The organism is Acinetobacter sp. Colony158, from assembly GCF_019264745.1.
GTDB lineage: Bacteria > Pseudomonadota > Gammaproteobacteria > Pseudomonadales > Moraxellaceae > Acinetobacter > Acinetobacter ursingii.
In genome coordinates this window covers 1797807-1820599 of record NZ_CP078523.1, presented here as the reverse complement: position 1 = coordinate 1820599, position 22793 = coordinate 1797807, and the positions used below count along the sequence as shown (strand labels likewise).

Sequence of the window (22793 nt, the reverse complement as noted above, 5' to 3'; positions counted from 1 at the left end):
GTAGTTAAGTTTATAAAACACCTAAACTTTTTTGAATATTTTCCAGATGCGGAACATGGAAATGCTGATCGGCAATTTTAACTCGCTTAAATACCATTGGATCAGATGTTGTTTCCTCTTCATCGACCACTTCTGAAATACGCAAACGAATCGTCTGCGGCATGCTGTCACAGATTAAGGCAAAACGTTGCGCAACATCATCCCCTTCTATGACCAAAGCGACCCCTTGAGTAATATTAGGATGATTAACTGAATAAATAGGCAATTTCAAATCATGCCATTCTATCGACTCAGCATCAACCTTGGTATCAAGCGCCGACAATACAATGTTTTGCGGTAATAGCATCGGCACCTGATCACGACATTCAATGATATAAGCATCAATAAATCCAGTCGAGACACTAATTAAGTGTTGAAGCTCCTGCTGATCAATCTGCGCGGTTACTTTTTTATCAATCGCCATCAGTAACTCCCTGAAGCTGTTTCAAGTAATGCTTCAATATTCTCAAGCAATTCTGATTCTTGGAACGGTTTACCCATGTAATGCGTTACGCCAAGTGACAATGCACGTTCACGATGTTTTTCACCAGTACGTGATGTGATCATGATAATTGGCATATCCTGATGTAACTCATGATGGCGTACCAGATTAGTCACCTCAAAACCATCCATGCGAGGCATTTCAATATCCAGCAACATCAAATCAGGTTTGACATTTTCAAGCTGTTCCATGGCGTCGACACCATCTTTGGCCGTCACCACATCAAAGCCCTGACGTTCCAGTAGCCGCGAAGTAACTTTACGGACAGTCACCGAGTCATCTACGATCATGATCAGACGACGTTCATCGGTATGACGTGTTTTTTCTCTGCCTTCAACAACTTGTTTATTACGTTGTGTCGATTGGATCTGACGTGCAATGTTTTGTCCATCCAGAATGAGACAAACATGACCATCACCTAAAATTGTCGCCCCAGCAACAGCGCCAATACTTGCGAACTGTCGTCCGATTGGTTTCACTACAATTTGTGCACGCGAACCGACCAATTGATCGACCAATAACGCAATGGTCTGACCATGCGCGCCTTTAACCAATAACACAGGTAATGAATGTGCAATACCAGATAATTTTGGAATAGGCTGATTGCTGACAAACTCCGCCAGATAACGTAAACGATATGGAGTATTATCGATATTAAAATAATCATCCTGACCATGGAAATAGCGTTCAAGAGTTGCAGGCGCAATACGCACAATTCGGTCAATCTGAGCCAAAGGCAAGGCAAATTGCTGATCACCGACTTTCACCATGAGTGCATCACTCACTGCCACAGTCGTTGGTACACGAATAGTAAAAGTGGTACCAGAGCCGAATGTTGAATCGACACTAACATGACCACCAAGCGCCTTAATACTACTTTGCACCACATCCAGACCAACACCACGTCCTGAAATTTGGGTCACTGAGGTCGCTGTACTAAACCCAGGATGGAAAATGTACTGCAAAATTTCCTGTGCTTCGAGTTTTTGATCCTCAGTCATCAAACCATTTTCTAAAGCTTTGGCTTTGATTTTATTAACATCAATACCTTTACCATCATCGCTAAAGCTCACCAGAACATCTGTTCCTTGGCGGCTAATATTTAGCTCAATACGCCCTATTTCAGGTTTACCCAGTTTTAAACGCTCTTCACGATCTTCTACCCCATGATCGACTGCATTTCGCAGCATGTGTTCAAGTGGCGTGACCAAGCGTTCCAAGATATTTCGATCCAGTTCGCCTTCGGTATTATTGACCACCAATTCAGCTGGACGGTTCAAACTACTTGCAGTCTGACGCACAATACGCTGTAAGCGAGGTAAAAGTCGTGAGAACGGAACTAATCGGGTACGCATCAGACTTTCCTGAATTTCAGCCTGAATACGTGATTGTTGTAATAACAAACCTTCTGTATCACGAATTTTGTCGGATAATGTGGTTTTGAAGTCAACCAAATCCGATGCAGATTCAGCAAGTGATTTTGACAGTTGATTCAATGATGAATATTGATCCATTTCTAATGGGTCAAAGTCGATATAACGTAAGTTTTCTGCCCCATGCTTGGCGATAATCTGACTTTCTAATTCGCCTTCCATTCGGCGTAACTGATCTGCCAAACGTTGAATCGCCAATTCCATTTCGACCAGTGTATTGCCTAACTGTCCCAAATCCATTTGGATACGCGAACGGTTAATGGCATTTTCACCAGACAAGTTAATCATTTTTTCGATCAGATCCGCAGAAACACGGATCATCTCATTTGAATCATCAGCCTGTACGGTGTTGTCCCATTCACCCAGCATAGATGGCGGTTCTGTACCATCTCCCTGTACAAACTCCATCACTTGTTCTTGCGAGAATAGATCCGCGCGAGCCAGTTTAGTTGGAATTTGCGCATTGGTATCGACAAATTGAAGACGTTCTAAGGTATGCTTTAAACCATCATAGTTATTATATGAACGTTCAAAAATAGCTGCCTTTAACCATGTAAATGCCGTCAGCAAGAGATGGTCATAAGCATTGGAACTAAAGGCTTTTACTGCAAATTGCTCAAAGGCATTTTCAAGATGTGAGGCAATTACTGCAACAGGCTCTAATTCTGCCATTCGTGCACCACCTTTTAAGCTATGCACTGTACGTTGCAATTGAAGCAAAATACTTCGGTTAGTCCGTTCATCAAACCAGCGATTGAGAAGTTGCTGTCCAGCATCAAGCAACTCTGCCGCTTCTTCATAGAAAGTCGCTTCCACCAAAGATTGAACATCATCAGGATCTGTATCTTGATACGGTTTGGTATTATCGATATCAACATTGGTATTTGAAATCGATGCTTGACTTTCTAGCGCATCATTCGCAGCGGAAGTCGAATCCTGTAATTGTTCCTCAGCAACAACTGCATCAGACTCCACGCCTGATGTTGGTTCACCAAGAGCAACTGATTCAAGATGATCTGCCGTTAATTCATGCTCAACAACTTCAGTTGGTGGCTCAGCAACAACTTGCGCCAAGGTACTATCAACAGAAGTAGTCCGCGTTGCACTCTCAGGCTGTTGCTGTGGTACCCCTTGTAGAACCTGCTCAATATTTCCAAGCAACTCAATCACTTCTGTCGCTGGATAATCTACTGCTTCATCACGCAACGTTTGAATCCGATCAGCAATATCATCTTGTACCAGACGAATAATCTGTATCATATTTTCAGAAGAATGTATTTGCCCATGAATCAAGCGTTGATAAATGGTTTCTAACTCATGCGCAATCAGTCCCATATGGGTTGCCTGAACCATATTTGCGCCACCTTTTAAGGTGTGTAAATAGCGCATCAAATTATTCAAGGCAGACGTATTACTTTGTTGCTGCGACCAAGTGTTTAAGTCTGCGTCAATACCGACCAACAGCTCATCAGCTTCTTCTAAAAAGATATCGAGAAGGTCTGCATCGAAATTACGATTGGCTTGCTCTGAATCTAGGTGCTGATGATCTTGTTGAATACGTGCAGAAATTGACGATAAATCAAATGTTGAAACATTTGGCTCTGATACCGCAACAGGCTCAATGGAAACAGTCTCAGGTTCAGCACTTACTTTATCAGCACTTAGCTCAGATGATACTTTCTTATCCGTAATCGCTGTTTCAATATCTTGTTGAACAAAGTCTTGCAACTCATGAATCACATTGAGTTGCTCTTGTCCCAAGCTTACTCGCTGCCCTGCTGCCAAGGTATCAAATAAATGAATGACTTGCTGGTGTGCCTGTCCAAAAATATCAAAGGCATAATCCAGATGCAGTAATTCAGGTTTTTCAAGTAATTGTTCATAAGCAGGCTTTAATTGCAAGACATAATCATGAACGCCTTGAGCTGCTCGATTATGCGTATGCTCAATTAAAGAACTTGCCTCGGTAATCAATGCTTGAATATAGACAGGGAATTCCAGTTTGACGCGTTTTTCAAACTCATAGTCTGCATTCAGTAGATTTTCAATATCTAATTGCAATAGTGAAGTGACAACACCTTGTGGATGCTGTGCTTCATGTGCGATTTCTTCGATATTAAAGCCATAGTTTTCCCATGCTTGATTAAATTTTTGATCAATTTTGTCAAGCTGTTGTTGAGAGCCCTTTTGGTGCAGTGTATGTAGATAATCTCGAACAAATTCAGCGTAGTGGGTTAAGAGCGCTGTTTCATTTGAAGTCGACTCAAGCTCATCTTGCATCAAGGTTTTAAACAGCGTTTCTACCTTGCTGCTGGCTTCAAATACTTGCTGAATATGCGCCATCGATGAACTACCGCGCAAAGTATGCAAAGCGCGAATCAATTGATTATAACTTTGATCTGATGGCTCATCTTGCTGTAAAAAAGTATCAATTGTTTGTAGATGTTCTTCTGCTTCTTCAAGGAAAATCGCCATGGTTTCTTCAATCAGACTATCATCTGATGAAGCAACTGCGTCCACACAGGTGTCAGCTATGGCAGCAGGCTCTACTTCAACTGGCTGTTCAGCTTCAATGATCTGTTGTTGCTGAATTTCGAGCCCTGTAATTCCAGATTCTGTATTTAACTGTTCAGCTAAATCGAGTAATTCTTCTAAAGCAGGCTCGACGTCTTGTTGGTGTTGTAACTGCTGTCCCAACAAAACCAATGGACGAATATCGATAGAGTGTGGCTGGGTATTTTTAAAATCATGATAAAATTTAAAACGATAAACATTAAATACCACTTGCACAAAACGTTGTAAATCTGCACTTAATGGCAAAGTTTTGGCAATAATTCGATTGAGTGCTTCTTCAACTGTCCACGCCAGTTCACTGGAAGATTTCGCCCCCACCATTCGACCAGACCCTTTTAGAGTATGAAAATGGCGACGAACGTCCGCTAAAACCTGCTGCTCATCAGAATCAGCCACCCACTGCGGAATAAGTTGACCCAATTCTTGAAAAATTTCTTCTAATTCTTCAATAAAAATTTCAAGAATTTCTTCATCCTGATCAAGAAAACTGTCTTCAGGTAAGCTTATTTTTTCAACAAGATGTTTTAATATTTCTTTCATAACGAAGGCTTCTTTCGTTTATCCACCCTTGATGGTGAAACTTGATCTACCACCATCACGCAAGTGACTTCCTTCTCAAGAAGCCATCTTGACGATGCATTTTTTAATTTGGGACATCCCGAAGTCTGCCCCAAAAGTCACTTCACGCTTATTCAGGTAACTTAAAGTCAGATACAGACTCACGCAATGACTCTGCCATATTGGCCAGTTCAGAAACCGAACGTGCCGTATCAAAAGTTGCAGTCGTGGTTTGTGAGGTAATTTCCTGTACGACGTTCATGGTATTGGCAATATGACTCGCCGATGCAGACTGAAGTTTTGCAGCATTGGAAATGTTTGCAATCAATTTAGCCAAGTTGTTAGATACGCTTTGAATTTCATCAAGCGCAACCCCCGCATCTTTCGCCAAATTCGCCCCACGAACCACCTCAGAAGTGGTCTGTTCCATAGAAATTACAGCTTCATTGGTATCGGTCTGAATGGTTTTAACCAAGCCTTCAATCTGCTTGGTTGCAGATGCAGAACGTTCTGCAAGACGCTGAACCTCATCGGCAACTACCGCAAAACCACGGCCCGCTTCCCCTGCCATCGATGCCTGAATTGCAGCATTCAATGCGAGAATGTTAGTTTGGTCGGCAATATCATTAATGAGCGAGACGATGTTCCCAATTTCTTGCGAAGACTCACCCAAACGTTTAATACGTTTCGATGTTTCCTGAATCTGTTCACGAATCGTATCCATACCCACAATCGAACGGTTTACAACGTCAGCACCATTGGATGCAATTTGTACCGAACGTTCCGCAACCTCTGCTGACTCAGCAGCGTTCGCAGATACCTGATCGATTGACACCGCCATTTCGTTAATCGCAGCAGATGCACCTGCAATTTCTTGTGCCTGATGCTCAGAGGCTTCCGCTAACTGATTGGTAATGGTCTGCGTATTTTGTGTATAACGCGCCACTTCCTGAGACGTATCCGTAATACGTGATACCAGATCACGTAATTGATCAATTGCGAAGTTGATCGAGTCAGCAATTGCACCAGTAAAATCTTCTGATACCGTTGCATACGAACGTAAATCACCATCAGCCAAATCGGCAATTTCATCAAGTAAACGTAAAATCGCATTTTGGTTACGGTCATATTCATCCTGTAAACGCGTTACACGATTTTTTTCCAACAAATTACGAATCGCCAATAAACGAGCAACGGATAAGATAAAACCTGTAAGGAATAGGAGTAATAAAACTGCTGGAATAACACTTGACCAGCCAGAATCTGCTTTATCTGAAAGATTATTCAAAGATTTCAACATATCATCAGATTGAGAGAAAATCTGTGAAGACGCTTGGCGGACTTTTACAATCTGGTTGGCATTTTTAAATACCGTTGATGCTGCTGTTTTTAAAACTTCATCATACTCAGATTTAATACTATCGACAGATTCACGTAAACTTGGATCGCTAATACGTTCAACACCCAAGTCAGCACTACCATTTAACTGTGCATTTAAATAAGCACCAAAGGTTTCAATATCGGCACTAAAGTCATCTGCTGATGCACGGGCATTTTCTGTGCCCACCAATACAGAACTGATAGAACGTAAAATACGCTCTGCAATAAATACTTGGTTCTTGGCAATCACCACCTGACTACTTGGCATATTCAGACGAGCCATCTGATCTACCATCAGGTTATATTCTGCCTGAATCCCTGGAATCGACTCACCAATCGCGATATTGGTGTCATAAAGTTGATTGATCAGCTTTTGTTGAGACGTAATCAAATCTACATTGGTCGATACATTCTTCCAGAGTTGATCGACCTTTTTAAATTCCTCAGAAGATGCACCATAGATGTCCTGTACATTTTCCAGATTTTGCGCAAACTGTTCCTGCGATTTTTTCAGGCTCGCAATTGCCTCAGGTGAACCCGATGCAGTTGACTCTGTCGCTTGTCGTGGAATAGTTTGAGACAATAAGCGCAGTTGCCCCAGACTACGAGTTAATTCATTATTCCGCGGTACGCTATAAAATAAGTAAATCAACGTTATCGTTGATAGAAAAAGAAAAATAATCGCTGAATAAATGATCGGTCTCGTTTTTTTACTATCACCGAACATTTGTGAAATCAGCTCAATTTGAGCTTGAATCTTGGCAAAAAATGCAGAACCGTTTTTCTTACTCGCACTTTCAGCTGTGTTTTTCTTTTTTAGTTTAAAGCCCATACAGCTTCTCCCCTGAATACGCGTGATTTACTTAATTGCGTACGAATTTAATTTATAAATTTTGCTGAAGCATTCATATATTGTGGATTTTTCAGCAGCTGACTAAATAAAAAGACATGCCAACGTTGGTTATGCTGATAGAAATAACCTTGACAATAATCTTTTAATTTTTGATCCAGCTCATCACTTTTAGAAAAAAAGCTGTGCTTATTAAAGTGCTGAATACCCAAAACCTGATCTACAACTAAACCGACATAGTGGTCATTATGACTAATACATAACACTTTTTGGCTAGGCGAAAATGGAGCACGTTGCCCAGAGACAAAATGTGTTAAATCAGAAACTGAGAGTAGTCTTCCCCGAATATTCGCCAGCCCGCGCACCCAAGCTTGGGCATTTGGAACTGGGGTATATTTAGGAGGGTAAATGACTTCCATCACCTCCCCCAGAGGCGCAACAAAATATTGCCCCATCATCTCAAAGGCTATACCTGACCACCGGTTGACTTCATTTTGGTTAGAAGCGTAGCTTCGATTGCCACGTTTTGCCAATCGAAGCAATTCGATAAATCCATTAGCAGCCATGATGACTATTCCAGATTAAGGTGTTGTTTAATCACGTCTATAAGTTGGCTTTCTTCAATCGGTTTGGTCAGATAGTCACGTGCACCCTGACGTTTTCCCCAGACACGATCTGTTGCCTGATCTTTAGTACTTACGATTACCACTGGAATATGCTTGGTATTTTCACCACGACTAATTTCACGAGTCGCCTGAAAACCGTTGACCCCTGGCATTACGACATCCATCAACACCAAATCAGGCTGTTCAGCCTGTGCCATGGTCACCCCATCAGCGCCATTAGATGCTTCAATCACCTCAAAACCGTGTTTTGTTAATATTTCTCTAAAACGAAATGTTTCGGTTGGTGAATCATCTACAATTAAAATACGTGCCATTTTATGTCCCCAACACTTTTCTTTAATTTATGTATTTACGTGATTTCGAATAGCGTTTAATAATTCATCTTTACTAAAAGGCTTGGTCAAATATTCATCTGAACCGACAATACGACCTTTGGCCTGATCAAATAAACCATCTTTACTCGATAGCATAATCACCGGAATATTTTGATAACTCTGTGAATTTTTGATCAATGCACAGGTCTGATAACCATCTAAACGCGGCATCATGATATCTACAAAAACGATATCAGGATTCGCTTCAGCTATTTTTGAGAGCGCCTCAAAGCCATCTACAGCAGTAATCACCTCACATCCTTCGCGTTGTAGTAACGTTTCGGCGGTTCGGCGAATGGTTTTTGAATCATCAATTACCATGACTTTAAGATTTTGAAATTTGTCTTCCATTTAATGATCCTTTCCCCATTTATTCATTACTAACAATAACTGAAACTGATTATAGCCGATGATTGGGGCTTTCATTGTTTTTACAGATTATGACCTTTTTTAACATATTATTACTTGCGTTTTCAATGAAGGTTTTCTCAAGCTAAAACACATTTTTTCTAAATACCACCAAACCAATCACATTTTAAAAGGACTTATGATTTTTTTTTGAGTTATTCCTATTTTTAATTGGATAAATTACAACTAATATAACCTTATTAATATTTAAAAATAAGTAATTTAGTCAAGTTTATTTGGGGAAAGTCATGAATAGTCGAGTGACTCGTCGAAAGCTTCTGGAAGTATCCAAACAGATGACTCGTCATTTCATTATTGTATGTGGTCTATTGTTATGGATGCCTTTGCTTTATGCGGCCAATCCACAACCACATGCTGTATGGTATCGATATTACGATCAAAAAGGTATTGCCAATATTAGTAGTTCTGTAACACCTGCACATATCCGTTATGGTTATGAGGCTTTGGATAGCAATATGCAGGTGATTCGTCGTAATCGACCTTATAATGCAGAAGCCGATTTACGTCAGTCCACTCAACGTGAGGCACAAGCGCGGCAGCGTGAGCAAGATTTAAAACTTAAACGTGCTTATGGCAATGTTGCTATTGCGACCGAAAAACAAAATCAGGCTTTGTCTGGGATCAAGAAGCAAATCAAATCACAACAAGATCAATTGAGACAATTGCAAAGCGATCGTATTTTGTTTAAACGTCAGGAAATGGAATACCTACGCAAGGGCGAGAGTAGTATCCCGCAACGTCTAAAAGATCAGCTCAATCAAAACGACCAGAATATGACCAGTCTTAAAAAAAATATCGCTAGTTTGCAAAATAACTACCGAACAACACAGGAACATTATTCCAACATTATTGAACGCTTAAAAACGCTGGAATAATCGTTATAATCCTGACACTAAATAAAACCATGAATGTCATTAACTTGAGGATGATTAGGCATGCACAAAGTGTCAGGCACTGCATTTTATATTACTGTACTGTGTTTAAGCTCTAGCTTTGTTCTCTCTGCCTGTCATCGTTCTAGCACAGAATCGTCACAAGCCAATCAAACTGAGAACATTGAGATGATCCAGCAAGATCTGGTTCAGGTCTCAACAGGTGCGCTGGAACGTAAAACTGCGTTCACGGGCACGATTCGTGCTATTCAACAAAGCTCCATTCAGTCACAAGTTTCCGCAACAGCCACGCAGGTCAATGCCGATGTCGGACAGCAGGTGACAAAAAATCAGGTTTTAGTGCGTTTAAATAATCAGGATAATGCTGCTCGTTTAGCACAAGCGCAGGCTAATCTGGCATCTGCTCAGGCTCAAGCTGAACTATCACGCAATCTGATGCAACGTAAAAAAAGACTTTTGGATCAGGGTTTTATTTCACGAGTTGAATATGAACAAAGTCAAGTTGACTATAAAGCCCAACTTGAAACAGTAAACGCTCAAAAAGCCAATTTAGACATTGCGCATAAAGCTGATCTGGATGGCATTATTCGCAGTCCGCTGACTGGTGTAATAACCAAACGAGAGGTTGAGCCTGGTCAAACCGTTTCAGCAGGACAAACTTTATTTGAAATTGTGAATCCTGAACAATTGGAAATTCAGGCCAAATTACCGCTTGAACAACAATCTGCTCTGCGTATTGGCCAAAAAATGCAATACACGATTCAGGGTAATTCAACACAATTCAATGCCATTCTGACTCGTATTTCACCTGTAGCAGATCAAGTCAGCCGTCAAATCGAGTTCTTTGCTCGACCGATTGAAAGCATTAACTCACTCAGTATTGGTGCTTTTGTCGAAGGTGTTATTTTAAATCAAGATCAAGTGCAGGGACAGATTATCCCATTGGACAGTATCCAAAGTCTGGATCACTCACCTTATGTGTGGGCCGTTCGTCAACAAAAACTGCGTAAAATCAATATTCAGGTTGTGGAAAAACGTTTTGCCGAAAACAAAGCGGTCGTTACAGGTTTGCAAAATCATGATGCTGTCAGCCGAATTCAATTTGATAATGCCGATGAAAATAAATCAGTGGTATTTTCTAGCCCAGATCAACCCGCAGTAAACAACAAATAAAAGAACGATTTTTTAGGACTCAATAGCGATGTGGTTTACCCGAATTAGTGTCAAATATCCTGTGTTTACCATCATGATGATGTTCTGTCTGATGGTATTGGGATTGGCATCATGGCAACGTATGGGGGTAGAAGAATTTCCTGATGTCGACTTTCCATTTGTCGTGGTCTATACCAATTATCCGGGTGCGTCCCCTGAAGCGGTTGAATCCGAGATTACAAAAAAACTTGAAGATCAGATCAATACAATTTCAGGTTTAAAACAGATTACTTCGCAGTCCAGTGAAGGACTGTCGATGATTATTGCCGAATTTAATCTGGATGTCCCTTCCAGTGTCGCTGCGCAAGACGTTCGCGATAAAATTGCTGTCGTTAAATCCAACTTTCGTGATGAAATCGAAGACCCTGTGGTTGAACGCTATGACCCCGCCAGTAACGCGATTATGTCAGTGGTGTTTGAATCAGGTTCGATGTCTTTGCGTGATTTTAGTTCTTATCTGGATCAGCGAATTTTACCGCAACTTAGAACGGTTCCCGGCGTAGGCACAGTCAATCTACTGGGAGATGCACAGCGTCAGATCCGTATCGAAATCAATCCCCAACAACTACAAAGCTATGGCATTGGGATTGATCAGGTCATTAACACTTTAAAAAATGAAAATGTTGAAATTCCAGGCGGAACACTCAAACAACCAGACTCTGAGCTCGTGATCGAGATCCAATCCAAAGTGATCTATCCACATGGCTTTGGTGATTTGGTTGTTGCCAATAAAAATGGTACGCCGATCTATTTAAAACAAATCGCCAAAGTTGAAGATACTCAAGCTGACCTAGAAACAGGGGCTTATTTAAATGGTAAGGCTGCTGTTGCAGTTGATATTTTGCGGAGTTCCGATGCCAATGTGATTCAGGTCGTGGATAACACCTATAAAGTGCTGGAGAAAATTAAAACTCAACTTCCTCAAGGCGCCAGTTTAAATGTCGTGGTCGATAGCTCCAAAGGGATTCGCGCCTCGATTAAAGATGTCGCGCGTACCATTATTGAAGGTGCATTACTGGCTGTGCTGATTGTTTTACTATTTTTAGGCTCTTTCCGCTCCACCATCATTACCGGTTTAACTCTCCCGATTGCCCTACTTGGAACCCTCACTTTTATCTGGGCATTTGGTTTTAGCATTAACATGATGACATTACTAGCGTTGTCATTATGTATTGGTTTACTCATTGACGATGCCATCGTGGTACGTGAAAACATTGTTCGCCATAGTGAAATGGGTAAAGATCATGTGACTGCCGCTTTAGATGGAACCAAAGAAATTGGGCTGGCAGTTTTAGCGACCACACTGACCATTGTCGCGGTGTTTTTACCTGTGGCTTTTATGGGGGGCATTATTGGGCGTTTTTTCTATCAATTTGGGGTGACGGTCAGTACGGCTGTTCTCATCTCGATGTTTGTTAGTTTTACCCTTGACCCGATGCTATCGGCCCATTGGCAAGAGAAAAAAACCAATAAGCCACCCAGTCGGATGAAACGTTTTTTCCAATGGATTTCTCAAAAGCTCGACAATTTAAGTCATGTCTATGAGCATTTGCTCAAACTTGCCTTACGATTTCGTTTTATCACGATTTTAATTGCAATTGCATCGTTAATTGGGGCATTAGGCTTATCCAAACTTATTGGAACCGAATTTGTACCCACACCCGATAAAGGCGAGATTCGCATTAAATTTGAAACCCCTGTGGATGCCTCCTTGCAATATACTCAGGCTAAACTGAATCAGGTCAATCAAATCATTCGTCAGCACCATCAGGTCAAATCGACTTATGGCGTGGTCAACGGCATTACAGATCGGGGGAAAAACCATGCCAGCTTGAGGGTCACGGTAACTCCTAGAAATGAACGTAGCCAGACGCTGACCGAATTAAATAATGAATTTCGTGAACGTTTAAAACGGGTCGCTGGAATCACGGTTACCTCTGTCGCATCGGCAGATGAAACCGTATCTGGTGGACAAAAACCCATTATGATCTCCATCAAAGGCCCTGATTTAGATGAGCTACAACATATTTCAGATCGTTTTATGGCTGAAATGGGAAAAATAAAAGGTGTAGTCGATCTTGAAAGCTCACTCAAAGAACCAAAACCTACTTTGTCAATTCAGATTCATCGAGTATTGGCCAGTGATCTTGGGCTTTCTGTCAATCAAATCGCCAATACAATTCGACCATTGATCGCAGGAGATGATGTCACCACATGGCAAGACGAACGTGGTGAAACCTACGATGTCAATTTGCGTCTAGCCGAACATAGCCGTGCCTTACCAAACGATTTGGAAAATCTTTATCTCACCTCGTCTAAAACCGATGCCAATGGACAACCGATTTTGGTGCCTTTTGCAACCGTCGCAAAGTTTGAGCAGACCTTAGGCGCATCGCAGATTAATCGACGTGATCTGGCACGTGAAGTGTTGGTGGAAGCCAATACCTCTGGTCGTCCTGCGGGTGATATTGGCAAGGACATTGATCAATTACAGAAGAACTTTAAACTGCCTGCTGGATATAGTTTTGATACTCAAGGTGCCAATGCCGATATGGCTGAATCGGCGGGTTATGCACTCACAGCAATCACGCTCTCGATTGTATTTATTTATATTGTTTTAGGATCACAATTTAATAGCTTTATCCACCCTGCCGCGATTATGGCATCCTTGCCTTTGTCTTTAATTGGAGTATTTCTGGCGTTATTTTTATTTCAAAGTACCATGAATTTGTTTTCGATTATTGGCATTATCATGCTGATGGGACTGGTCACTAAAAATGCCATTCTGTTAATTGATTTTATTAAAAAGGCCATGGATCGTGGCGAAACCCGTTACGATGCGATAATTCAGGCAGGTAAAACCCGTTTGCGCCCTATTTTGATGACCACCAGTGCGATGGTGATGGGCATGATTCCATTGGCTTTAGGCTTGGGTGAAGGCGGCGAACAAAGTGCGCCGATGGCACACGCGGTGATTGGTGGCGTGATCACGTCTACCCTACTGACTTTAGTGGTGGTGCCTGTGATTTTCACCTATTTGGACGATTTGAAAAATTTCTTGTTGCGCCAAACCCGTAAATTAATGTCATAATCTGGGCTTTGTTGAATGAGGTGAAATATTCATCTCATTTTTTATCGTATAATCTTGTGTTTTTATCGTGCTCTATTTCAGAGCCCACTTTTAGGACAGTTTCCATGCGCGCAAGCCGCTTTTTATTTGCAACGTTAAGAGAAACCCCAAATGATGCAGAAGTGATTTCGCATCAGCTCATGTTACGAGCCGGGATGATTCGTAAATTGGCTTCAGGTTTATATACTTGGCTGCCGATGGGTGTACGTGTGTTAAATAAAGTTGAAGCGATTGTACGCGAAGAAATGGATCGCTCTGGCGCACTAGAAGTGTTTATGCCCGTAACTCAGCCCGCAAGTCTATGGGAAGAATCGGGCCGTTATGTGCAATATGGCCCAGAGCTGTTACGTTTTAAAGATCGTCATGATAATCCGTTCGTACTTGGCCCAACCCATGAAGAAGTGATTACCGATCTGGCACGTAATGAACTAAAAAGTTATAAGCAGTTACCTGTTAATTTCTATCAGATCCAAACCAAGTTCCGTGATGAAATCCGTCCACGTTTTGGGGTGATGCGCTCACGTGAATTTATTATGAAAGATGCCTACTCTTTCCATGTTGATCAAGCATCTTTACAAGAAACTTATGACAATATGTATGACACCTATTGCCGTATTTTCACACGTTTGGGACTTAATTTCCGTCCTGTACAAGCCGACACAGGTTCAATTGGTGGTTCAGGTTCGCACGAGTTTCATGTTCTGGCAGACAGTGGTGAAGACGATATCGTATTTTCGACTGAATCCGATTACGCCGCCAACGTTGAAAAAGCTGAAGCCGTTTTAGTCGGTGAACGTGCTGCGCCAACACAAGCCTTGACGATTGTAGACACGCCAAATCAGAAAACCATTGCTGATGTCTGCGCATTTTTAAAGGCAGATGCTAAACAGTCGGTTAAAGCCTTACTGGTACAAGGCAATGCTGATGAAAAAGGCAGCATCCCTGTGATTGCGCTATTCCTACGTGGCGATCATGAGCTGAATGAGATTAAGGCAGAGCACCATCCTTTAATTGCAGCACCTTTAACTTTTGCCACTGAAACGCAACTCCAAGAGCTCGGCTTAGCTGCGGGTTATGTGGGCCCTCAAGGCTTAGCTGAAAAAGGTGTGACTGTGATTGTCGATCGCGCTGCATCCGCATTATCTGACTTTATTGCAGGCGCAAATGAAGCTGACAAACATGCTACAGGTGTGAACTGGCAACGTGATGCACAGTTCAGCGAAGTTTATGATCTGCGTAATGTGGTCGATGGTGATCCATCTCCAGACGGCAAAGGTGTACTGCAAATCAAACGGGGGATCGAAGTTGGACATATTTTCCAACTTGGACAAAAGTATTCTGAAGCGCTGAATTGTACCGTTTTGGGTGACGATGGAAAACCACTTACCGTCACTATGGGCTGTTATGGTATTGGCGTGACACGTGTTGTCGCATCTGCGATTGAACAAAACTATGATGACAAAGGCATTATCTGGCCTTCTGCGATTGCACCGTTTGAAATTGCCATTGTGCCAATGAATGCGCACAAATCACCAAAAACACTGGAAGCCGCAGAAGCGTTGTACGCTGAGTTACAAGCGCAAGGCTATGATGTTCTTTTGGATGATCGTAATGAACGCCCGGGCGTTAAATTCTCGGATCTTGAATTGACAGGTATTCCGCATCGTATTGTGATTGGTGAAAAAGGTTTGGACGCTGGAACCTTTGAATATAAAGGCCGTACTGATGCTGAATCAGTCAATTTAAGCAAAGAAGAATTACTGGCGAAGTTACAAGCTTAATCTTCATAAGGTAGAAATAAACCGTACGCTGAAATATCAGAGTACGGTTTTTATCATCTCAAAATAGCTCAAAAAAAAGCCAAACCGAAGTTTAGCTTTTCTATCAAATCACACCGAGTGCATTATGCGCCAGTTTGATATTCCGCTTGAGCTACCGCTGTTGAAGCTTGATACGGATGTTTAAAATCATTTAAACCCGCCGCCGCTTCGTGAATATCCTTACCTTCTTTTACCACAAAGCTATCAAAGCCAGAACGCTTTAAATAATTCAGGACATCTTTGAAAATATCCCCTACCGCACGCAATTCGCCTTGATAACCTTGACGGCGTAACAGCGCAGCAAAGGAATAACCACGACCGTCATTAAAACCGGCAAACTCGATAAAAATGGTATCAAAATCATTGAGCGGAAACTCATGTGTTTCAGGAGAATCATCTACGGTGATATACAGCGCTTTTTTGCCCTGAATATTTCCCAGTTGATCGAGCTGTGCGGTGGTCAGCACCACATCACCCTGAGGAACGCTCCCCTCTTCAGTGATCAGTTGATAAGTATTGTCAGCAATCGTGCCATCTTTAAGCAGCACCGGTAAGGCTGGATTAAGCATATGCACGCTCCTTAAATGGTTGAATACCGACACGACGATAGGTATCAATAAAACGTTCTTCGTCTGTACGCAAATCAAGATAAGTATTCAAAATTTCTTCGATCACATCAGGAATAACATCCGCAGCAAATGATGGCCCTAAAATGTCACCAATTGAAGCATCATGATCTGAGTTTCCACCTAATGTGATTTGATAGAATTCAGCACCCTTTTTATCGACACCCAAAATCCCAATATTCCCCACATGATGATGACCGCAGGCATTCATACAACCCGAGATATTTAAATCCAGTTGACCCAGATTATAAATGGTATCTAAATCTTCAAAACGGCGCGTGATTGCTTCTGAAATTGGAATCGACTTGGCATTGGCCAATGAACAGAAATCACCGCCCGGACAGCAGATAATATCGGTGAGAAAACCAATATGCGCACGCGCCATATCATTCTGCTCAAGCGTTTGCCACAATTCAAACAAGTCTTTTTGTGGCACATCGGCCAAAGAAATGTTTTGTTCATGTGTGGTGCGCAGTTCACCAAAGGTGTATTTGTCAGCCAAATCGGCAATCAAATTCATCTCTGCCGTGGTCATATCACCCGGCGCAACCCCTGCACGTTTTAGATTAATGGTAACAATACGATAACCTTTAACCTTATGGGCATTGGTATTGACATTAAACCATTGTTTAAATTTAGGATGCTCAGCAAATAAGGCACTGAAATCCTGATCTTCAAAGTTTTGATAGTCAAATGGTGTGAATACCTCATCCAGTTTTTTCAAGGTTTCTGGCTGGATTTTTAGAGGCTCACGCGTATGTGCAAATTCTGCTTCAACTTTTTCAGCAAACACTTCTGGAGTTAAAGCTTTCACCAAAATCTTGATGCGTGCTTTATATTTATTATCACGGCGACCATGCAAGTTATACACACGCAATACCGCTTCCAAATACGCAATTAGATCTTCACGTGGTAAAAATTCACGAATAAAGCTGCCGATGACTGGGGTACGACCTAAACCACCACCGACTTTGATTTTATAACCAACTTCGCCTGCTTCATTTTTGACGATATAGACACCAATATCATGAAACGAGGTTGCCGCGCGGTCTTTTTCTTCTAATGCAGACACTGCAATTTTGAATTTACGTGGCAAGAATGCAAACTCAGGATGGAAAGTACTCCACTGACGGATCAATTCACAAGTCGGACGTGGATCAGCAATTTCTCCCGCGACCACACCTGCATATTGGTCAGTAGTGGTGTTACGAATACAGTTCCCACTGGTTTGAATGGCATGCATTTGTACAGTAGCCAGTTCAGCCAGAATATCAGGCACGTCTTCTAGCGCAGGCCAGTTCAACTGAATATTTTGACGTGTTGAAACGTGTGCGTAACCACGGTCATATTCCGTCGAAATCTCGGCAATTTTACGTAATTGTTTTGAGTTCATTAAGCCATACGGCACAGCAATACGAAGCATTGGCGCGTAACGTTGTACATAAAGACCGTTTTGCAGACGCAATGGACGGTATTCATCTTCAGTAAGCTTTCCAGCAAGATAGCGTTCTGTTTGATCGCGGAACTGAGCAACACGTTCATTGACCAGTTGTTGATCGAAATCAGTATATAAATACATGGCGTATGGCTAGTAGATTCATGGTAAAGGCGGATAGCATAACGAGCTTTGATTCATCAACAAAATGCTTTTTTTGGATATTTAATAACGATTTTATTGATAAGACGTTTTATTGCGGCTTTTATATGAAAAAGCCCAGAGTTAATCTGAGCTTTTCCATTTATTTAACCATGTTGATCGTTATTTGGCATCAGGTAAAGCATAGGCCACTAGATAGTCGCCCATCTTGGTGCCAAATGAACCATGACCACCCGCCATAATCACCACATATTGTTTACCATTGATCTCATAAGTCATGGGTGTTGCCTGTCCGCCTGCTGGCAAACGTGCTTCCCAGAGTTTCTTACCATTACTCACATTAAATGCACGTAAATAGTTATCCTGAGTTGCGCCCACAAACATGACATTTCCTGCTGTGGAAATCGAACCACCTAGACCCGGCACACCAATTTTAACTGCTGGTAACTGGAACAGATTTGGCAAGCTGTCACGAATCGTTCCAATCCGTTTTTTCCATACCACTTGATGCGTGTTTAAATCCACACCCGCCACATAGCCCCATGCAGGTTGCTTACACGGCAAACCAATTGGAGAAAGGAACGCACTAATTTCAACACCATATGGAACACCATACATTGGTTGAACACCTTGCTCAGTTCCCGCACCTTTGGCTGTTTCCGCACGGCTTGGATCCTCTGGGATTAGACGACTCACAAATGGCAAGCCAATTGGATTCATGACCGCAACCTGACGGTCAGGATTCACTGAAATACCGCCCCATTCAAACACGCCAAGATTCCCCGGGAAAACCAACGTGCCATTTTCAGATGGTGGTGTATAAATACCATCATAATTCAACCGTTTAAATTGAATACGGCAGACCAGTTGATCAAACATGGTACCACCCCACATATCTTTATCTGTGAGCTTGTTTTGTGGTGCTAAATCTAGATCAGAGAAAGGCTGTGTGGCCGAATAATGTTCGCCTTTGGTTTGAGGTCCACGTTTTACGGTTTGTGGTACAGGACGTTCAGTAATTGGCACAATCGCCTTACCATCACGGCGATCCAGTACAAAGACATTCCCTGTTTTGGTGGTGACATAGACCGCAGGCACCATTTGACCTGATTTATCTTTTACATCAGCCAATGTTGGTTGTGATGGTACGTCCATATCCCACAAATCATGATGTGTGGTTTGGAAATGCCAAATTAATTTTCCAGTCGAAGCATTTATGGCCAATATAGAGTTGGCATAACGCTCTTTCAGCGCAGTACGATCACCGCCCCAGATATCAGGCGTACCTACACCTGTTGGCACAAAAACCACATCTGCTTTGGCATCATAAGCAAGCGGTGCCCATGCGTTTGGAGAGTTATGAACAAAAGTCTGACCCGGCGCAGGAATTGCATTTGGATCTTCTGCACCTGTATCAAATACCCAAAGCAGTTTGCCTGTATTGACATCATAACCACGAATTACGCCAGACGGCTCTTTGCTTGAGTAGTTATCAGTGACAGAACCTGCAATCACAATTGTTGTTCCTGTGACAACTGGTGGAGAAGTTGGGTTATACCCCCCTGGGTAGGCATAAGGCATATCTTTTTGAAGATCAACCTGACCATTCGTACCGAAGTCAGAACATGCTTTACCCGTATCTGCATTGACAGCAACCAAACGACCATCATTGACAGGTAAAATGATCTTACGTGGACATTCAGTTGAACTCGATGTTTTGTTTTGCAAACTGGTCGCAAAACCATCCGTATTGGCTGCATCAAAATAAGAAACGCCACGACAGGTTAAATGCTGATAAGTTTTATCTGCTTTCAATTTTGGATCAAAGCGCCATTTTTCTTTACCTGTTGCAGGATCTAAAGCAATCAACCATTGATGTGTGGTACACATATACATGTCATTGCCAATTTTAATTGGAGTAACCTGATTGGTCGTTTCTCCAGAGTCATTGCCACTTTTTAAATCGCCAGTACGAAATGTCCAAGCCACTTTTAAATCTTTGACATTTTGTTCATTAATTTGATTGAGTGGTGAATAACGAACACCTGCTTGAGTACGCCCATAAGCTGGCCAGTCTTGTTCAGCCACACCATCCACTTTTTGAGCAGTTGCAGGTTGTTGATTTTGAATAACCCCATTAATTTCCTGTGGATCATTAAAAATCGAATACACCATTACCGCAATGGCAATGACCAGTGTTGAAGACAATACAATCTTGCTTGGCGCAACATTGACCATACCGCGGGTAATGGCTGGAATCAGCAACCATAAACCGAATAACCCTAAAATATCTAAACGTGGTGCAAGTGCCCAGAAGTCTGTTCCGACTTCCCATATCGCCCAGATAGTTGTACCCAGCATGAGTGCTGCATAGAGCCAGATTGCTGAAACAGAACGCTTGCCAAGCAAAATTGCAAAGGCAATAAACAATAGTCCTATTACTACATAATAGAAAGACCCACCTAAAAAGGTAAGCCAGAGACCTCCAGCGAGCAGGACCAACCCAAATACCATGGCAATAATCACGGTAAAGGTTCTGAGCCCTGAGTGTGAAGATGGTTGAGTCATAATACCACCCTATTCATTTGTGTTTTTTATATAGAAATTAAAAAGCTGTTTGCAATTTAATGCCGCCAACCCATGTGTTATCGCCATTTTTATAGGCACCTACATGGCGTACGTATTGAATATTTGGACGAATCGTCAGCCAGTTATTCGCATGAATACCGTAATAAAGCTCAGTATTATATTCTTCATCCTGATCGGTATCTAAATCACCGTTCACCTCAATACGCGCAAAACCAATCGCGACATCATCTTGTGGACGTTGCTCAAATGGCCCTTTATAAACGAGGCCGATATTTTGCATATTTTTAACCGTATTGGTATCCGAATCATGCAGCGTGAGGTTAATAAAACCGCTAAGACCGCGATCTGATTGATCATTCACTCGAGTAAGCTGTTGTTTGGCAACCAACCAGCCACCTTGTTTATGTGAAGTTTGTTGTGGATGATTAATTTCTGCGGCATCCGCAGTACTGTAATAATAGCCCAGACGGTATTCTCCATTGAGTGCTTGTGTACCCAATTTCGGAGACCAAACCACCTCAACAGGAATAATCGCGCCATGTGAACCGTCGGTACTCAAGTTAAAACCTTTACCGCGCTCCAGATTTTCTGGGTTGTATTCATATACCCCAATTTGAGTATATAAATCGGGCTGCCAATTGTATTTAACGCGTAATGCCCACTGACTTACTGGCCAGTTATACCATTGATCACCAACCCAGTTACCCACTTGCGAACCACATAAAGCAAGGTTTTGAAAATCGCAGTCGAAACTATTAAAGTCTTCGCCCTCACCAAAACGACCGACTTTAATATCCAACGCCTGATCAAAAAATTTCTTTTTAATCCAGAGGTCGGTTAAACGCCAAGTTTGTCCACGTCCCCAGATTTCCTGCGTTGAACTTAAATGTCCATCTAAAGCCGACGAAGTTTGAGACAGTGAATGCCCATTACGTTCAGTTATGGTGATTTGTGCTTCAGTATCCTCCCAACCTGCGATTTTGCCGAGATCAAGATGCGCACCCAACGAAAACTGATCGGCATATTCTGTACCGTGATTCGAGGTTTTTTTTGAATCCAGAACATTTGCCAATTCGCCCGTATAACCAAAACTAAAGTCATATCCTTGTTGCTGTAACTCAGTACGTTTTCCATTCCAATCACCAAACATCCACGGACTTGATGAATCAAATGCGGATGCAGCGTGCGAGGTTTGAGCAAAAATACTGAGCGATAAAACAGATAAACAAGAAACAACTAAAGATGAATTAATTGTCATGTTTACGTAACCTTTTTATATATTTATGCGATAAAGATTACGATAATTCAAAGCATAACAATTTATTCAAAATGTTAATTGTTTGATTAAAATCACTTTTATTGTAGCTATTCGTTTAATTTGTCACCATTTCCCATCCCCTAAGCCCTGCCCAATAAAATCATAGCGTGGTTGTGATCTTGAAAATTTAATCGGGCAAGCCAACTGAGGTTCAGTTTGATCAGTTTGTTCAGATAACGGCACATCGACCACCCAACCTCGCTCAACAGCAAGAGGGGTATGCAATGCTTCTTCTAAACTTAAAACAGGTTCAACACAGACATCTAACCCAGCAAATACATGATGCCAATGCGCATAATCTTGGGTTTTAAATTGATCTGCCAATGCTTGTTTAACCAATTGTCGATCTTCTGGATGAAATGAAGCACCTTTTTCTAATAAAATTGGTAAATCTAGTGCCGCCGCAAGTCCTGTCATAAATTGTGGTTCAAGACTGCCTACCGAAACATAGCGTCCATCTTTGGTGAGATAATAATCATAAAAACTACCGCCATTTAAAGTACTCTGTTCAGGCTGCTGTGCGACATCTGCCGCAAGACTCGCCGAAGCCGCCATACTATTGAGTCCGACCACACAATCCGTCATGGAAATATCAATATATTGCCCTTGTCCACTTTGACTTCGCTCTACCACAGCTGCCAAAATGCCGATCACCGCATGTAACGAACCGCCTGCCACATCGGCAATCTGAATGCCCAAAGGCGGTGGCCCACTCTGTAACCGCCCACTATGCCCCATAATGCCTGACAGTGCTAAATAGTTAATGTCATGACCAGCCCGATCTTTATAACTACTCGTTTGTCCATAACCTGTAATGGAGCAATAGATCAAACGGGGGTTGAT

Annotated in this window: 15 protein-coding genes; 4 read left to right on the top strand and 11 right to left on the bottom strand. The window is 42.0% G+C overall.

Translation table 11 applies throughout. The features are described 5' to 3' along the window. Positions 1 to 10: 10 nt before the first annotated feature. The 6 genes from JR005_RS07500 to pilG all read right to left on the bottom strand — a co-directional run bounded on the left by JR005_RS07500 (position 11) and on the right by pilG (position 8687). Complete coding sequence (locus JR005_RS07500) at positions 11 to 463, bottom strand: hypothetical protein (protein ID WP_004992479.1); 453 nt, start codon at positions 461 to 463, stop codon at positions 11 to 13. Continuing rightward, positions 463 to 5088, bottom strand: a complete 4626-nt coding sequence (locus tag JR005_RS07495) for an Hpt domain-containing protein (RefSeq protein WP_218664819.1) — start codon at positions 5086 to 5088, stop codon at positions 463 to 465. Before JR005_RS07495 ends, JR005_RS07500 begins: the two co-directional genes overlap by 1 nt. Positions 5089 to 5236: 148 nt before the next feature. Then, the gene (locus JR005_RS07490; RefSeq protein ID WP_004992476.1) at positions 5237 to 7318 is read right to left on the bottom strand and encodes a methyl-accepting chemotaxis protein; all 2082 of its coding nucleotides are present in this window, start codon (positions 7316 to 7318) and stop codon (positions 5237 to 5239) included. 47 nt (positions 7319 to 7365) lie between these two features. Next, a complete protein-coding gene (locus JR005_RS07485) occupies positions 7366 to 7902 on the bottom strand; it encodes a chemotaxis protein CheW (RefSeq protein WP_004992475.1) in 537 nt (178 codons plus the stop codon). 5 nt (positions 7903 to 7907) lie between these two features. Further along, positions 7908 to 8276, bottom strand: a complete 369-nt coding sequence (locus JR005_RS07480; protein ID WP_004992474.1) for a response regulator — start codon at positions 8274 to 8276, stop codon at positions 7908 to 7910. Between the two features lie 27 nt (positions 8277 to 8303). Next, on the bottom strand, positions 8304 to 8687 hold the full coding sequence (gene pilG / locus JR005_RS07475) for a twitching motility response regulator PilG (protein ID WP_004992473.1): 384 nt from the start codon (positions 8685 to 8687) through the stop codon (positions 8304 to 8306). A 305-nt stretch (positions 8688 to 8992) separates the two neighbouring features. On the opposite strand from pilG, the gene JR005_RS07470 reads away from it, so the two are divergent. The 4 genes from JR005_RS07470 to JR005_RS07455 all read left to right on the top strand — a co-directional run bounded on the left by JR005_RS07470 (position 8993) and on the right by JR005_RS07455 (position 15781). Next, complete coding sequence (locus JR005_RS07470) at positions 8993 to 9640, top strand: hypothetical protein (protein WP_218664818.1); 648 nt, start codon at positions 8993 to 8995, stop codon at positions 9638 to 9640. 60 nt (positions 9641 to 9700) lie between these two features. After that, positions 9701 to 10831: an efflux RND transporter periplasmic adaptor subunit gene (locus JR005_RS07465; RefSeq protein ID WP_218664817.1), complete on the top strand. Its 1131-nt coding sequence runs from the start codon at positions 9701 to 9703 to the stop codon at positions 10829 to 10831. 28 nt (positions 10832 to 10859) lie between these two features. Then, the gene (locus JR005_RS07460) at positions 10860 to 13961 is read left to right on the top strand and encodes an efflux RND transporter permease subunit (RefSeq protein ID WP_218664816.1); all 3102 of its coding nucleotides are present in this window, start codon (positions 10860 to 10862) and stop codon (positions 13959 to 13961) included. A gap of 104 nt (positions 13962 to 14065) precedes the next feature. After that, positions 14066 to 15781 carry a proline--tRNA ligase gene (locus JR005_RS07455; protein ID WP_218664815.1) on the top strand — a complete coding sequence of 572 codons (1716 nt, stop codon included), beginning with the start codon at positions 14066 to 14068 and terminating at the stop codon, positions 15779 to 15781. Between the two features lie 122 nt (positions 15782 to 15903). Here the strand turns inward: JR005_RS07455 and JR005_RS07450 are convergent, their stop codons facing one another. The 5 genes from JR005_RS07450 to JR005_RS07430 all read right to left on the bottom strand — a co-directional run. Continuing rightward, positions 15904 to 16389, bottom strand: a complete 486-nt coding sequence (locus tag JR005_RS07450) for a DUF934 domain-containing protein (RefSeq protein ID WP_218664814.1) — start codon at positions 16387 to 16389, stop codon at positions 15904 to 15906. Then, positions 16382 to 18025: a nitrite/sulfite reductase gene (locus JR005_RS07445; protein WP_218664813.1), complete on the bottom strand. Its 1644-nt coding sequence runs from the start codon at positions 18023 to 18025 to the stop codon at positions 16382 to 16384. The genes JR005_RS07450 and JR005_RS07445 overlap by 8 nt, the downstream gene beginning before the upstream one ends. Before the next feature lie 180 nt (positions 18026 to 18205). Continuing rightward, complete coding sequence (locus JR005_RS07440) at positions 18206 to 20611, bottom strand: glucose/quinate/shikimate family membrane-bound PQQ-dependent dehydrogenase (protein ID WP_218664812.1); 2406 nt, start codon at positions 20609 to 20611, stop codon at positions 18206 to 18208. A gap of 37 nt (positions 20612 to 20648) precedes the next feature. Further along, positions 20649 to 21890 carry a carbohydrate porin gene (locus JR005_RS07435; protein WP_218664811.1) on the bottom strand — a complete coding sequence of 414 codons (1242 nt, stop codon included), beginning with the start codon at positions 21888 to 21890 and terminating at the stop codon, positions 20649 to 20651. Between the two features lie 123 nt (positions 21891 to 22013). Next, on the bottom strand, positions 22014 to 22793 hold a 780-nt coding region (locus JR005_RS07430), incomplete at its 5' end, for a CoA transferase (protein WP_228731661.1).

What these genes read in the sequence shown, in the direction of transcription:
- JR005_RS07455 (WP_218664815.1), top strand. Translation starts at nt 14,066, where the DNA reads ATGCGCGCAAGCCGCTTTTTATTTGCAACGTTAAGAGAAACCCCAAAT.
- JR005_RS07460 (WP_218664816.1), top strand. Translation starts at nt 10,860, where the DNA reads ATGTGGTTTACCCGAATTAGTGTCAAATATCCTGTGTTTACCATCATG.
- JR005_RS07490 (WP_004992476.1), bottom strand. Translation starts at nt 7,318, where the DNA reads ATGGGCTTTAAACTAAAAAAGAAAAACACAGCTGAAAGTGCGAGTAAG.
- JR005_RS07485 (WP_004992475.1), bottom strand. Translation starts at nt 7,902, where the DNA reads ATGGCTGCTAATGGATTTATCGAATTGCTTCGATTGGCAAAACGTGGC.
- JR005_RS07440 (WP_218664812.1), bottom strand. Translation starts at nt 20,611, where the DNA reads ATGACTCAACCATCTTCACACTCAGGGCTCAGAACCTTTACCGTGATT.
- JR005_RS07470 (WP_218664818.1), top strand. Translation starts at nt 8,993, where the DNA reads ATGAATAGTCGAGTGACTCGTCGAAAGCTTCTGGAAGTATCCAAACAG.
- JR005_RS07445 (WP_218664813.1), bottom strand. Translation starts at nt 18,025, where the DNA reads ATGTATTTATATACTGATTTCGATCAACAACTGGTCAATGAACGTGTT.
- pilG (WP_004992473.1), bottom strand. Translation starts at nt 8,687, where the DNA reads ATGGAAGACAAATTTCAAAATCTTAAAGTCATGGTAATTGATGATTCA.
- JR005_RS07480 (WP_004992474.1), bottom strand. Translation starts at nt 8,276, where the DNA reads ATGGCACGTATTTTAATTGTAGATGATTCACCAACCGAAACATTTCGT.
- JR005_RS07495 (WP_218664819.1), bottom strand. Translation starts at nt 5,088, where the DNA reads ATGAAAGAAATATTAAAACATCTTGTTGAAAAAATAAGCTTACCTGAA.
- JR005_RS07435 (WP_218664811.1), bottom strand. Translation starts at nt 21,890, where the DNA reads ATGACAATTAATTCATCTTTAGTTGTTTCTTGTTTATCTGTTTTATCG.
- JR005_RS07450 (WP_218664814.1), bottom strand. Translation starts at nt 16,389, where the DNA reads ATGCTTAATCCAGCCTTACCGGTGCTGCTTAAAGATGGCACGATTGCT.
- JR005_RS07500 (WP_004992479.1), bottom strand. Translation starts at nt 463, where the DNA reads ATGGCGATTGATAAAAAAGTAACCGCGCAGATTGATCAGCAGGAGCTT.
- JR005_RS07465 (WP_218664817.1), top strand. Translation starts at nt 9,701, where the DNA reads ATGCACAAAGTGTCAGGCACTGCATTTTATATTACTGTACTGTGTTTA.